11 protein-coding genes are annotated in these 14,233 nt (G+C 31.6%); 7 read left to right on the top strand and 4 right to left on the bottom strand.

Annotated features, from left to right (window positions below; translation table 11 throughout):
• The first annotated feature begins 29 nt into the window (after positions 1-29).
• From ACQVD9_RS04670 to ACQVD9_RS04660, 3 genes are all read left to right on the top strand, one after another.
• On the top strand, positions 30-1,964 hold the full coding sequence (locus ACQVD9_RS04670; RefSeq protein ID WP_264747695.1) for an ATP-dependent nuclease: 1,935 nt from the start codon (positions 30-32) through the stop codon (positions 1,962-1,964).
• On the top strand, positions 1,957-3,807 hold the full coding sequence (locus ACQVD9_RS04665; RefSeq protein WP_264747694.1) for a UvrD-helicase domain-containing protein: 1,851 nt from the start codon (positions 1,957-1,959) through the stop codon (positions 3,805-3,807). The genes ACQVD9_RS04670 and ACQVD9_RS04665 overlap by 8 nt, the downstream gene beginning before the upstream one ends.
• A 159-nt stretch (positions 3,808-3,966) precedes the next feature.
• Entirely contained in the window at positions 3,967-4,917 is a 951-nt protein-coding gene (locus ACQVD9_RS04660) for a hypothetical protein (RefSeq protein WP_264747693.1), read from the top strand.
• Positions 4,918-4,977: 60 nt separating this feature from the next.
• Here the strand turns inward: ACQVD9_RS04660 and ACQVD9_RS04655 are convergent, their stop codons facing one another.
• Positions 4,978-7,461, bottom strand: coding sequence for a nuclease-related domain-containing DEAD/DEAH box helicase (locus tag ACQVD9_RS04655; protein ID WP_264747692.1), 2,484 nt, complete (start codon positions 7,459-7,461; stop codon positions 4,978-4,980).
• Positions 7,462-7,915: 454 nt separating this feature from the next.
• Here ACQVD9_RS04655 and ACQVD9_RS04650 point away from each other — a divergent pair, with 454 nt between their 5' ends.
• From ACQVD9_RS04650 to ACQVD9_RS04640, 3 genes are all read left to right on the top strand, one after another.
• The gene (locus tag ACQVD9_RS04650; protein ID WP_264747691.1) at positions 7,916-9,136 is read left to right on the top strand and encodes a DUF932 domain-containing protein; all 1,221 of its coding nucleotides are present in this window, start codon (positions 7,916-7,918) and stop codon (positions 9,134-9,136) included.
• A 64-nt stretch (positions 9,137-9,200) separates the two neighbouring features.
• Entirely contained in the window at positions 9,201-9,557 is a 357-nt protein-coding gene (locus ACQVD9_RS04645) for a hypothetical protein (RefSeq protein WP_264747690.1), read from the top strand.
• 288 nt (positions 9,558-9,845) lie between these two features.
• On the top strand, positions 9,846-10,676 hold the full coding sequence (locus ACQVD9_RS04640) for a GTPase (protein WP_264747689.1): 831 nt from the start codon (positions 9,846-9,848) through the stop codon (positions 10,674-10,676).
• A 183-nt stretch (positions 10,677-10,859) separates the two neighbouring features.
• Here ACQVD9_RS04640 and ACQVD9_RS04635 read toward each other — a convergent pair whose 3' ends face one another.
• Together ACQVD9_RS04635 and ACQVD9_RS04630 are read right to left on the bottom strand one after the other, a co-directional pair.
• Entirely contained in the window at positions 10,860-11,450 is a 591-nt protein-coding gene (locus ACQVD9_RS04635) for a PIN domain-containing protein (RefSeq protein WP_264747688.1), read from the bottom strand.
• A 155-nt stretch (positions 11,451-11,605) separates the two neighbouring features.
• Positions 11,606-11,905, bottom strand: coding sequence for a hypothetical protein (locus tag ACQVD9_RS04630; protein WP_264747687.1), 300 nt, complete (start codon positions 11,903-11,905; stop codon positions 11,606-11,608).
• Between the two features lie 388 nt (positions 11,906-12,293).
• Here ACQVD9_RS04630 and ACQVD9_RS04625 point away from each other — a divergent pair, with 388 nt between their 5' ends.
• The gene (locus ACQVD9_RS04625; protein ID WP_264747686.1) at positions 12,294-12,764 is read left to right on the top strand and encodes a DUF3592 domain-containing protein; all 471 of its coding nucleotides are present in this window, start codon (positions 12,294-12,296) and stop codon (positions 12,762-12,764) included.
• A 121-nt stretch (positions 12,765-12,885) separates the two neighbouring features.
• Here the strand turns inward: ACQVD9_RS04625 and ACQVD9_RS04620 are convergent, their stop codons facing one another.
• Positions 12,886-13,947, bottom strand: coding sequence for a YagK/YfjJ domain-containing protein (locus ACQVD9_RS04620; protein ID WP_264747685.1), 1,062 nt, complete (start codon positions 13,945-13,947; stop codon positions 12,886-12,888).
• Positions 13,948-14,233: the final 286 nt, after the last annotated feature.

The following is a 14,233-nucleotide window of genomic DNA, read 5'->3' as shown; positions in this document are numbered from 1 at the left end:
AACAAATAAATCAAAATAGGATAAGTAATATGTATTTAGCACATATAGTCATCAACAACTTTAGATTATTTGAAGCATTAGATCTAAAGCTTAACAAGGGGTTAAATGTTTTAATCGGTGAAAATGATGCAGGGAAAACTGCATTAATTGATGCTATAAAATTAGTACTAAATACAAACTCTATTGAAAATGTCCGTGTTAAAGAAACGGATTTTCACACAGGAGCAGATGAGCTATCCATTCAGTTAAAGTTTGAAGACTTAGTAGAGCTCGATGGTGCTGCTTTTGCTAATCACTTAACGACAGAGGAAGGTAAATCTGTATTATATGTCAATATGAAAGCCTCGCTAAAACAAGGTTTCAATCGATATGGCAATAATATTAGCCAAACAATATCTTCGGGTAAAAATTTTGAAGGGGATAGGCTCGAAGATGAACAAAGAACCTATTTAGCGGCTACTTATTTAAAGCCATTAAGGGATGCTGAGAAAGGATTGGCTGCTGGTGCGAACTCCCGTTTCTCTCAACTTCTACAAAGTAGCAAAGCCTTTGGGGGAGACACAAATGTAGTTAATCGTTTAATAGAAGCAATATTAACTGCCAATAAAACGATTAAAGAAGATGACTGTATTCGCAATACAGCAAAAACTATAGAAGAACAATTAAATAATTTTACATTTAAAGAACATGCGTTCAATCCTGTTATTGAAATGTTAGCAAGCAAACCTCTTGGAGAAATGAACGAGCTAGAAAAAAAGATTGTATTTAAAAATATATTAGAAAGGCTAATGCTTTCAATTGATGAAACCGGCCAAAACCACGGTTTGGGTTATAGTAACTTGCTCTTTATGGCCGCTGAATTAATGCTACTTAAGGATGAGCAAGACGAAGGTTTGCCTATGTTGTTAATAGAAGAGCCTGAAGCACACTTACATCCTCAATTACAAATGAAGTTTATTCAGTATTTAGCTACAATTACAGCAGGTGAGCCTGTAAATAATCAAGAGCAATCAACAGATAGCCAGATGCAAGTAACTAGTCATAAAAGAAATATTCAATGTATCTTTTCTACCCATAGCCCCAATTTAGCCTCTAAAGTGCCTTTGGAAAGTATTATTTTGATGAACCAAGGTAAAGCTTATCCTTTACGTAAAGGGTGTACGGCTTTAGCTAATGATGACTATATTTTTCTAGAAAAATTTTTAGATGTGACAAAAGCTAATATGTTTTTTGCCAAAGCAGTTATTTTTATCGAGGGTGAAGGTGAAGAAATACTATTACCTACCATTGCCGAGCTATTAGGAAGACCCTTTGAGAACTATGGAGTTTCATTAGTGAAAGGAGCTGGTATTACTTATAAACGTTATGTAAAAATTTATAAAGGTAATAGTGATAATGACAATTTACCCATTAAAGTAGCAAGTATTACTGATCTAGACTTATGGCCTGATAAGGCAGAGAAGCAAGGCGAGAATGATATAGTTGGTTTTAAAGAAAAAAAACAACCAAAAAATGGAAAAGGTGGTAATTTACATTACTGGCGATCTAGTTATTCTGATGGGCTCGACGACTACAAACAGAAAAAACAGGAGTTTGATGATGATAATATCAAAACCTTTATTTCTAATGAATGGACTTTTGAATATTGTTTAGCCAAATATGGTTTGGCAGAAGAAGTTTACCAAGCCAGCCAAGGTAATAACGAAGGATTTGCAGATTTAAATGAGAATATTGAAGAAAAAGCAATACAAATTTACTCAAAAATAGATACTAAAAGTAGCGCTAAAACTGAAGTTGCATACAATTTATCAAAAATTCTAATTAATAAATATAAAGATAGCTCTCAAGAGCTAAAAGAAAAATTACCTACCTATATCATCGATGCCATAGAATTTGTTACAGAACCATTTAATGATGAAATACCAGAGTCAGCAGCTGTCGCTGAGGTTACTCAGAATGATTGATATTACAGATGAAGATATTGATCTATTACAGCAAGAGATGGGATTAGTATTTGATGATGCCCGAAGGGAATGCTTAAAATCATATCAAGATGTTCAAGCATGCCCAGGTAGTGGGAAAACCACTTTAGTTGCAGCTAAATTAATACTGCTAGCTAAAAAATGGAATGCCAACTACCAAGGTGTCTGTGTTTTGAGTCATACCAATGTGGCTAAAGATGAGATTACTAAAAGATTACAAGATCACCCACATGGAGCCAAGCTTTTAAGATACCCTCATTTTATAGGAACAATTCATAGTTTTGTGAATATGTTTCTTGGAATACCTTACTGTCGATCAAATAACCTTCTTGTCACTAAAATTGATGACGATAGTTGTTATAATTATATTGAAAGCCATATTTGTTATAAAACTAAATATTATATTGAGCAAAATTACTGTAATTTAAGCGATCTAAAGTATTATTATAGGGATAATCAGTTAACTTTACTCGTGCCTGGGTTTTCTAATACATCAGAAAAACCAAGCTATTTAGATTTATGTCGTGTCAAGCAACAACTATTGAGTTTAGGTTATCATTTTTATAGTGAAATGTTTGAGTATGGGAAAGCCTATTTACATTCAAATTATTCAATTAAAAAATTTCTTAGAAAGCGTTTTCCAATAGTTATTATAGATGAAATGCAAGATACCAATAAGCAACAAGATGAATTACTTAATAGTATCTTTAATAACCAGGCTTGTAAGCTTCAAAAATTTGGCGATCCAGATCAAGCAATATATGACTCTATGAATAATAGTCAGCCTAATGAGTCTTATAATAATCAGCCCAACTTATTAACCATAGAATTAAGCCATCGTTTTTCAAACGATATTGCAAACCTTGTTACAGGTCTTAGCTATAATAAACTGACACTTAATACTGTTCTTTCTAGTCAAAATAGCCCACAACATACAATTTATTTAGTTGACAAGGCGACGAGAGACCAAGTTATTCCCACTTTTGCTAAGCTCTGTTGTGAATGCATTCCCAATGATAATACACTCCCCATTAAAGCAGTAGGAGCTGTAGGTAAGAAAAAAGAAGATAGCTTAACTATCGTTCATTATTTCCCATCCTTCGCAATGGAAAAAATTAATAATCACAACCTTAATTTTGATAAATTAATACTTTATATTTTGGTGGCTAAACAATTAAAAGACTCTCATATGAAAGAGCCTTATCAAGTTATTATGAAAGGCATAGTCAAGTTTTGTGAGTTAGCTAATATAGAACTTAATCAAAACTCTACTAGCTCATTAAAAGCATGGTTTAAACAAACTAATAAAATAATGGACTATAACCGATGGTTTTTATCAGTTATGCAAACTAACGCAATCACTGAGCCTTTCTGGCAATCTCAAATAATAGAATTACTCTCTCTATTTAATATAGAGTCTACTCCTAAAGTTACAGAATTTCTTAAGTATACCCAGCAGGATATGGTTGATTCAACAAATACAAGTAATGTTTACTCTTATACTGATGAAGATAAAACTATTAATGTTGAAGTTTCAACCATACATGGTGTAAAAGGTGAAACACATGCTGCAACACTTGTTCTTGAAACTAAAAACCATGAATTCGATATTCAACAAACCATAGATTACTTATTAAAAAATACTAATAAAAAACCATCTGGAGTACGAAAAGAAAAATTTATGAAACAGCTATTTGTTGCTACAACAAGACCAAAATACCTTGTTTGTTTAGCTCTAGATAAATCAAGATTTCCAGAAAACAAACAACAAATAGCTATTCAAAAAGGCTGGAAAATAGATGACCTCACGGATAACTGTATTTAATAGTCTTTAAATATGATGAACATAATTTCCACTGATTCCTAGATAGTTTATGCTATTTTTTTCATCAAATTTGTACAGAATAAACTAAATAGAATATATGGTAATATATAGAGAATAACTAATATAATCTATAACAAGATAGTAAATTAAAAATGGCTTATGGACTTAATACAAGTAATCAAGGATAAAATCAATACTCTAGAGAATGGTGACTATTCTAAGGGTTTAAATGCGATATTAACTCATATTGAGGTTGCCTTCCGTCATCTTGAAAGAGGTCAAAAAGGTGATTTTCAATGCTTTACAGATGTTATATATAGAACAAATCAAGCCTTTGAAGGTAGCATTAAGGAGCTATATAGAGTTTTAACTCATAAAGATCCTTCTAAAAAGACACTTAACGATATTGAAAGCTACTTTACAGACAGTAATATTTTTAGACCACGTGTATTAGAACAATTTACTAGTTACCGTAAAAATTGGCGAAATCCTTCAACCCATGATTATCATTTAGATTTCGATGATAGAGAGGCATATTTAGCTATTATTACTGTATCAGCTTTTAGTTATTTACTAATTAGTCAAATAGAAGATACGCTTATTAGCCAAAAAGTTGAGAAAGAAATAAAATCGCAAAGCCCAACAAAATATATTTCTCCAATCAAAAACAATGATTTTATAGCTGATACCCTTAAACTACTTGAGGATTTCTGCTCAAATAAGAGTTTATGGAATATGTTCTTAGTGGGTACAGTACATCCAATGATTAGAGAGCATCATGTAATAAGTGCCTTAGAAGGTTATTTTAAGTCTGTCACATCTGATATATCTTTAACTGTTGAACCTTCATTAAATAATGATGTATGCCCAGATGCTATTTTTGCTAAAAATGATGAAAAAATTATTCTTGAATTAAAAGCATATCGTAGAAAATCTACCAAAAGTGAATTGGAAAGAGCTATTGTACAAGTTAATAGCTATATGAATTTAACAAAAATTAATACAAGTATTATTTTTTATTATGCAAGCCAGCCTAGTAAATTTAATATTCAAGAAATTACAAATATAGATAATAAGATTATTATTCTTACTCCTGAAATAAAAATTTAGTCATTTTCTTAAGATTATAAATAATCAGGTAACAAAAATTCTTTTAAATAATAAATTGCTTTATATAGAAATTTGAGGGATGTAATCCCCTTCCTCTGTTTTTTCTAATACTTTTCTAAATTTACAACAAACATTAATAGCTGATGCTACTTTACTATCCCAGTCTTGAAAAGAAATAGTAGTATTTAGAGCAGAATATCTTTTATAAAAACGTTTGGATAATTCTTCTCTAGTAAATCTTTTGGTTGGTGACCACAATATCCAAGATATAACTAGTATTAAGGCTACTTTATAATACTTTTCTCCATCACAGAAATTAAAATAATCTGTGTAGCTAGGATTACTCTTAATAACCATTTTTTGTGCATAGACTGGAATAAGCTCTAGAGGAAGATCTTTAACTTTTTTATTATTTAAATTTTCATCATATAATTTGATTGCATGAAGGATCTTTTTTTTAGGAAAAACGTTAGTTTTTTTATCGTTATAACAGAACAGACACTGATCTTTACTTTGTCTATAAATATGTGGAGTATAGTTATTACATATATTACACAATAATATTTTAGCATAGTTTTCCGTTAACATTACCTCATTATTTGATCGGCTTTCAAAATAACAATTAATTGTGCGTAAAGAAGAGTCGTTATACCAATAGTAAATATTATTATCATCATTTTCTTGTAAGTAGCTAATCCAATGATAATTATGATCATTTTTGTCTTTTAATTGTAATAGCCAACCTTGCCATTGTTCGCTCCAGGCTAATAATAAGGTTTTGAGAGGAAGAAATTGGCATTTTAAGTATTTACTAATCAAAGTTGTAGTTAATAAATTTTTCTTTGCCTGTTCTAATATAGGGATATTTTTTTGATTTTCCACTACTAACCTATGAAACGCCTCAATATTGCCATGAAAAGTTACTGTATCATTAATTTTCATAACTACATTTTGTACTAGATACTCTGAGTCATATAGTGCAATACAAACCGTTGTAGCCCTAGAACAAGCGCTAAAAAGTTGTTTATCATCCATATGTTCTGCATTTAGAATGATTACAACAGGTGATTCTAATCCACGGTAGCGAGATACTGTTTCATAGTTAATATATGCAAAGTTAAGATGACGTTTAGCAAATGATATATCACTCTTAATTCGACATAAAATAACTATATTTTGTTGTTCAACTCCTTGTTTTAATACAAGATCTATAATTTTATTAGTTTCCTCCATCATATTGTTTGTTAGTATCTCTTGAAAACTATCTTGTTCAGTTGTTGGTCTTACTGAAAGTTGATATGTTGGAGGGTTAATTTTTTGTAAATGGTTTGTTATTATCTGAGGGGTACGTAATGCTATTGTTAAATAAAATGGTATTATATTACCTAGCTTCTGTGCAAGTTCTGAAAGCGTTACTCTATCTTTTTCAAACTCGAATAATTGTGTTTCATCACAAAAGGTTATAATTTGTTTATTTTTAAACCACTCAAATAATATATCACACCATTCTGGTTTAAAAGCTTGAGCCTCATCTAATATGAGTACATCATAATCTTCTAACCTATTATCACTAAGAGCTTCTTTAATTTCTTGTACACATGTAGTTTCAAACCATTCATTATTTTCATTAGAATCCTCTTTTTTATATGTACGACATAAATCATGCCAATGGGTAATAGTTATTTTTTCTATATCTTCCAACTGTTCTCGTAAGTAAGTAACTAATCTAACATTGAAAGTCAAAATAAGGATTTTCCTGTCTTGTAATGATATTTTTTTTGCACATTCTGTGGCTATAAGCGTTTTTCCTGTACCTGGCCAACCTGTTACTATAATACGGTCATTTTCTATAGCACGCTTTATAACGCTATCTTGATCTTCTGTTAAGGGTAACCACATTTGATTATCATAAGTTATCTTCACAGCCCAACTAGGTACTCCACTAGATTGAGGGCAAAGAGTTGTTATTAATTCTTGAATTTTTTTATTATTAAGATAGGGGGTTTTAAGAGCCTTTTTCCAGTATTTCATTATTTCTATAATTCGATCAGCTACAAAAGGAAATTTGGGCTTATCAATAAAAATATTTTCTGGTGGATCAATGGTCTTATCTATAAGACCAGTACTAATAATATCCTCATCGAAACTACTATCTGGAAATATAACCGCATAGCCAATAGGAATATTTAGATCCTTTGCAAAATTTTTTAGCCATTTATTTAAACCAAATGAATTCTTTTTTATTTGGTTAAGTGGATCAATAGTATATTTATCTTTTTTATGTATAAATGTAGTATCCCTAACCTCATATACACCACTTTTTATTTCAAGAGTTAATATACCTAAAGGACCAATCACTATAAAATCTATTTCGCCTGTGGGTGCATAACTTGGATTGTCTTCTTTTACTGCTGATGCTAGTAATGGTAAACTTTGAATGACAATATAGTCATTTGGAAGCTCTTTCTCTAGGCGATAATATAATAGTTTTTCACCAAAACTTTCCGTTTCCCTAGGCCCAAAAAGCGGAATTAATTTAGCCATAAAAAATTAGTCCTTAAGTTTACCTAAAAGAAAGTAATACAACTCCAAAATCCAAACTTTAAAATTTATTTTAAATTAAGAGAAAAATACCAATTATTATAGCTAATAAAAGCTAAGTAATAATATCCAAAATAATTTCAGTTATATATTACTCCCATGAATAGACAAAAGGTCTGTTTAGTTTGAGGTATTTTTTTATTTCTTAAGGAGTAGATATGTCTGAGTTATTAAATATCATGTTAAAGGTATTAGCTATTAAAGTAGCTGAATTAGCTGTGGAAGAAGCAGAACAATTAACCAACTGGATTCGTGATTATTTTGAGGTGTAAAGTCACTGTTTTATTGAAGAAGCATCTTGGCGTTTGTCCAAGATGCTTTTTTTATGTCTGTTTGATTGATCTATTCACATATTTATTGGTTATCTATTTTTATTTAGTTTAAGAGGATTTTTATAATGGCACATTTAGTTGAAACAATGGCTTATGTAGGTAAAACCCCTTGGCATGGGTTAGGCAGTGCGTTACCTTCTGGACAGCCTATAGAGGTCTGGGCCGATAAAGCAGGCATGAATTGGCAGATTAATGAAGCCCCTGTGCGTTTTATTGCTCCTCATTTAGATAACGAACGCGGTGAGCTTATTGAGTTGGATGGAGTATCTGCTGTTAATCCACAATCTTTAGTGAGCTTTGAAGACCAGAAGGTGTTGTATCGTAGTGATTCTAATCTACCTTTGTCGGTAGTGAGTGGTCGTTATAAGGTAGTTCAGCCAATGGAGGTGTTGGAATTTTATCGTGATCTTACTGAACAGTTTGGTTTTGAGTTGGAAACAGCAGGGGTATTAAAGCAAGGCCGTAAATTTTGGGCATTAGCACGTACAGGTCAGTCCAGTGTATTAGCTGGTAATGATGTGGTGAATGGTTATGTATTATTAGCTACTTCTTGTGATGGTTCGTTAGCTACGGTAGTAATTCCTACTACCGTTCGCGTGGTGTGTAATAATACTTTATCGGTAGCAATAAATAAATCGCTCGCAGCTGAGTCTATTAAGGTACCTCATAATACTATATTTGATGCCGCTGCGATTAAACGTCGTTTAAATCTTAGTATCGGTCAATGGGATGACTTTATGTTAATGATGCAGGAGTTAGTAAAGCGTAAAGTGTCTGCTAAAGAGAGTGAGCAATTCTTTATGAATGTATTAAATCCTGCCACTGCTTTTGATCGTTATGGTAGTAATAGCAATCATGGTCATAACGAAATTGTTATTGATGGTGTAGATACAGTTAATCGTGTTTCTAATATTGTGCCATTGACAGGTAATAATAATTTTGAAGGTGCTTCCTTACTGGATCGTATTGTTAGTAATACAGGTAAAGTAATTCAAGCAGAAGTAGGTAATATTAATTCTATAACCACTAAGGAGGTTGATTGGAATAAGCTCCCTAATGGTCGTGCAATGAAGAAAGTACAAACCTTATATGAAAGCCATGGACGTGGTGCTGAACTACAAGCAGCTAAAGGTACTGCTTGGGGCTTGCTGTGTGCGATGACGGAGTTTGTGGATCATGAACGACAAGCGCGTAATCAAGAGAATCGTTTAGATAGTGCTTGGTTTGGTCAAGGTGCCCAACTTAAACAGCAAGCCTTATCACGGGCAGTAAAGCTAATTGCTTGATAGCGACTATCCAATAATAAATAAAAACTATTATTTGCTATTAATTTAAAAGGAGTAACCATTGATGTCTTTATTAATCAAGCTGTATGAATGCCCTCGATCCAGTATTAAACCTGTTGCCAGTATTGAACAATGTAATGCGTTATTAAATTGGTTTGATAATCATCTGCTGGAGTTACACAGTGAGGCTATTGTTGAGTTAACAGAACAAACACTGCTAAAACTATTAAGTGATCTGTATCGTCTTAGTGCCAATAACTGCGAACAAGTATTTCCTACTATTCCTAACTTTGTCCATGGTGCTAGTGAGTATGATGAGGCCTATTGGCAAAAAGTAGCCCAACTGCGTGTTAAGTTAAAGCAACTGCTAGATAGCTTTGATTTCAATCAGCATCAACTTTTTTTACAAGGTAGTTGGTAGTAGTAGGTAATCTTATTTTTTAGCTTATGCTACTGACTGAACCTTGCTTATCCTACCTTAACTATAACTCTTATTCTAAATTTATTATCAATTTTTCCCCTGTCCTAATATAGCCATTACTCACCTATCTATTACCATTGCGATTACTTTATTTATTTTTACGTTAGTGTTAATACGTTAATATACTAATCATATTAAATAATAAAAGGTAGTTTATAAATAGCAATAGGGTTGGTAGTGTTCTATTTTACTTTAGGTACGGGGGATTCTTTTTTGGAGAATCCTATTATGCAACTACAACCCAACAATAATGTATATCCTGTACCCTTAGATAAAACCACCATCAAACAAAGCCTTTCTGAACTTATCAGACCGTTGGTACCTAAAAATTGTCGTCAGTATCATTATCGTTTTTGTGATTTAATACCAGAGCCTAATTTATTTGGTTTTAGATGCGATCCACAGCCCTTCCAAGGTAAAGTAGCATTAATTACTGATACGTTTATGCTAGTACAAGAAAAAGGCACTAAGAATCATTTTATTATTGTAAACAGCGCTTATATAGATAATCTACCAGCAGTAGGTAATCAAATAGAAGTTATTCCCTATGCCAGAAGACATTTTAATGGCAAACGGATTGATGAAATAAGCCAACAAGAACAAATCCTTGATGATGGTACACGTTATGTAACTACCAAAATGATATTAGGCGGCGAAACCACTGAGCTACCATTACCAATCCCCAAAGGACAAATCCAATGCCCAGAACTATTAGAACTGATTGAACAACTGGAACAACTGCCTGCCCCTGATGGGTTTAGGCAAATTAGTCATTTATTGGTAGATGCAGGAGCTAAGGAGTTTACCCTGAATGTTCCTAAAGCAAGCGATATAATAGACCAACCACCTAGTATTAGCTTTACAGTAGCAAATGCTAAATTTACAGGACAAATCACGGTTGCTTATGATCGTGGGGCTGATACCTATGTTATTCAGGCAACCTCAACTACAGCTGGACTCATGGAAGTCACTAATGTGTATTTTGATGATTTAGCAATAAGGTTGGCTGAGCTGATTGATGATGGAGCTTGGCAGGTGATTAAAATAAAGATTTTATAGCTTGGTGTCTTTTATAAAACCATATCAACTTATGGTATGGTTTTATCTTTCACCATTACTTTTTTGTATTTTATTAGTCTCTAATATCACAGTATATGTCTAGCAAGTTAAATGCTCTATTTTTTATAGCTATTTGATCAGTATTTAAGTAATTAGTTGCTTAAAAGAGATATAACGATCACTTTAAAAATGATAGGTTACCTTTTTTTCATTAATGGTGATGTGTTTTTTCTTAGCTAGCTCTTCAATAATACTCTCTATATCTGTCATTTCAATCGTGTTTTGAAAACGTGATTTAATCATATTTTGTAGCGTACTTACTGTTGCAGGCTTTGAGTTTTTTTGAATTTTAAGCTGTTCGAGAATAAAACTAACACGTTGTGGCAATATTTGTATATGTTTAACTTTGATCTTTGGTATATCACCAATGGTTTTTACACGAGAGATTTTAGTTTTCTTACCTCTAATATGTGTAATAAGAGGGTCAAAACCTGTATCATTTGAGATGATATAGTAATGAGCATCTGGCTCTTTGCTTATAAGTTTTCCTAAATAGTAAGTAATATGAAAATCCAAGGCATTTTTACCACAACCAGAAATTTGGATATATTCTCCCCGATCTTTTAGGCATTGCATAGCTGTTGCCAATTCAGTAGAAATTTTTGTTTGATTGGCACCAAGAAATACTTTCACCCTAAAAAAGTCATCGTCTATATTCTTTAAGTCTATAGGCTGTATATTTTCGTAATCAATTAAGATATATCCTATGTTCAATTTAACTCTACTCATTCCATATAAAAATAAAACCTTTAATTATCAAAAGATAATATCAGATATACTTACATAAGCAACCTGATCGAATAAGCTGAAATACTATATAAAATAAAGTCAGCTTTGAGTCATCACCACTAAACTAAGCAGGTATATGGTTAACTAGTTATAGTATTTTTGACTAGGCGTTTGCCTGTATCTTTGACAGTTATTTTATTATCTGCTAGTTCAACAGTAGCTGAAACATGAATTTCCACAATAGATTTTAAAATAGGATGGTAGGTACTAAATGTAGTATAGACACAATAAGCATCATGCTGGTTAACAACATATCCTTTATTAAAATGCCATTCATGTTTATCTGAAAGGGATTCTTTTTCCTCCAAATATTCTATAATAGCAGTAATAGCTTTTCCCCATTCACACCATATATCATCAATGGATGTATAAATTTGCATCGTTAATTTTCACTATATTGGTATTTCATATGCTTACTGATCAATTGAAGGTAAGAAAAACATGATTTTTGATTTATTTTGGAAAATTATCAGTTTAATTCATAAACCATCGTATTGAAGATTAGAATCAAGTGACTTAACTGAGTCGTCACTTGATTAGCAAAGTAGTTATTTCTATCTGTTTGTTATTATATCATAAGTTCATCTAGACATAATGCCCCTTCCTAAAACTCTTCTCCTATCAAGTTTAGTCAATCGCAAATATTCATCTGGTTTAACTAGACAATCCATCTCTTACTCATTTTATTAATAACTGATTTATCCTGCATGCTAATCTTTGTTATAGTTACTGTATTAGCTATAAATAATTAGGGTATTTATCTAGTCAATGAATAATAATAAATTTTCTATATTTCCATGGATTATAGCGATATTAGGCATTATCTCATTAGGATCTGGTGCTATTAAAACAAAAATGGATATACGATTTTTTATTAATACCATCCAAGTGGAAGGTACAGTTATAGATATTATTACGGTTATAAATTATAAAAGAAATCAAATTGGTAATACAGTAAGAGCACAAGATACCTATAAACCTGTGATTCAATTTAAATTACCCTCTGGTAAAACACTGACTCACACACCTGATATTAGCTCTAATCCTGTCTCTTATAATAAGGGAGAAAAAGCTCCCATACTCTATGATCCCAACACAGGTAGGCCCGAAATTTATCGTTTTATGAGTTTGTGGTTATCAGATTCTATTTTGATCATTTTAGGATTATTGTTATTTATATTAAGTACAATAAGTATTGTTTATAGTTTTATAAATCGTAATCCATCAGAGAAACAATAATAAACAGTATTAATCTTAATTAATAAGGTATTTTTATAGATTAATACTGTTATTTGTACAACATACTAGTATTGTTATCTTTAAATTCTGTTATATAGCCATTGCTATAAATGGACATATTTTAAGAAAATGGATTAACTATTACTTCAACTTCTTTTATTTGTTTCATAGGTGTTTTACCTCTAGATAAGAGTTTTTTCCCATAAGGCTTCATTAATCGTTGGTATTCATCTATTTTTACTAGGTATCTAATACCCACTTCTTTTAAACAATTCATCCTGATCTGTTCGTCTCGTTGTAATCTACCTAAAAAGCAGATAGGATAAGTGGCTTTATGCTCATCCGTATTACAATTAAAGTAACTGCCTTGTCCTTTGGTTATGTCATGCCGCCATAACTCGCCTATCATTTTTCCCAGATGAATATCCCCTCGTTTTTTAGCACTGTTATAAAATAACATTAAATGTACATGATAGCCTCGTTCAAAACCATGCTCTAATTTGGCAACATAACCCTCTAAATAGTTAAATAGAGGATTACTCTGCATACGCTTTAAAAATCTGCTAGTATGGGTATAGAAGGTTTCATCAGTAATACAGAAGTCTTGGCTATAGCTTAAATCTACTCGAACAATTAATAATCTTGAGTTGATTTTATAAAGATCCTCAACATACTTTATATATTCTCTTAAATTATCAGTAAAACCCGTATCATGATGGTATTGACTAACAGCACTATTAAAAGCAGGGTCTTGTGCATGGATCAGTAAAGTGGTTAATAGTTGTTGAATATCACCTAATGCTCCAAGATTAATACTAAACTTCTTATAGTTATTATGCCAATAGCCATACTCTTCTTGTAATTCCACTTTACTTCTGATATCAACAAACTGATCACTTTGTATTAATAATCTACAGTAAGGCGATAATCCTTTATCATCAAATAGCTGTTGGAATAACACTTCATCAAACATAGAGTAGGCTTGTATCAATAAATAAAAGGGATGGTAGGGATTAAGGTAAGCCCGTTTTTCGCTAAGAAATGAATAGGTAAGTGCTATGCTTCTTTTATGTGGGTCATTCAGTAATTTTACAATGGCATTATTAATTCCTGCTGCACTATTGGCTTGTTGCTGTTTTAAGAAATGAAAAGAAGAAAGTGTGTTAGTATTTATGTTAAACATATAAATAACCCTTTTAAACAATATTTTTTAACTATTTGTTGTAAAAAGGTATTGGTCTTGTTGAAATCTGCTCTATAGTGTTGTTAAAAGAACTACAACTTATATGTTAATGGTTGAAAGATAACTCTAATAGATTATATTTTATGGGCAACATCTTTCTGATAATAATAAAATAAATAAGAATATTATTAAGATACATTGATACTGTAGTATTAATATCATTAACTAATACTATAAGAACCAACCCTAACTAAAATAAAACACCTTAGTACTATAAGGAAACTTA

The sequence above is a fragment of the Entomomonas sp. E7T21 genome, from assembly GCF_058693955.1.
Note: the sequence above shows the minus strand (reverse complement) of the source record. Positions and strands in the feature narration are given on the sequence as shown.

Coding starts and splice junctions, on each gene's coding strand:
- ACQVD9_RS04645 (WP_264747690.1), top strand. CDS start 9,201: ATGTCTTTATTAATCAAGCTGTATGAATGCCCTCGATCCAGTATTAAA.
- ACQVD9_RS04650 (WP_264747691.1), top strand. CDS start 7,916: ATGGCACATTTAGTTGAAACAATGGCTTATGTAGGTAAAACCCCTTGG.
- ACQVD9_RS04670 (WP_264747695.1), top strand. CDS start 30: ATGTATTTAGCACATATAGTCATCAACAACTTTAGATTATTTGAAGCA.
- ACQVD9_RS04660 (WP_264747693.1), top strand. CDS start 3,967: ATGGACTTAATACAAGTAATCAAGGATAAAATCAATACTCTAGAGAAT.
- ACQVD9_RS04620 (WP_264747685.1), bottom strand. CDS start 13,947: ATGTTTAACATAAATACTAACACACTTTCTTCTTTTCATTTCTTAAAA.
- ACQVD9_RS04640 (WP_264747689.1), top strand. CDS start 9,846: ATGCAACTACAACCCAACAATAATGTATATCCTGTACCCTTAGATAAA.
- ACQVD9_RS04630 (WP_264747687.1), bottom strand. CDS start 11,905: ATGCAAATTTATACATCCATTGATGATATATGGTGTGAATGGGGAAAA.
- ACQVD9_RS04665 (WP_264747694.1), top strand. CDS start 1,957: ATGATTGATATTACAGATGAAGATATTGATCTATTACAGCAAGAGATG.
- ACQVD9_RS04655 (WP_264747692.1), bottom strand. CDS start 7,461: ATGGCTAAATTAATTCCGCTTTTTGGGCCTAGGGAAACGGAAAGTTTT.
- ACQVD9_RS04625 (WP_264747686.1), top strand. CDS start 12,294: ATGAATAATAATAAATTTTCTATATTTCCATGGATTATAGCGATATTA.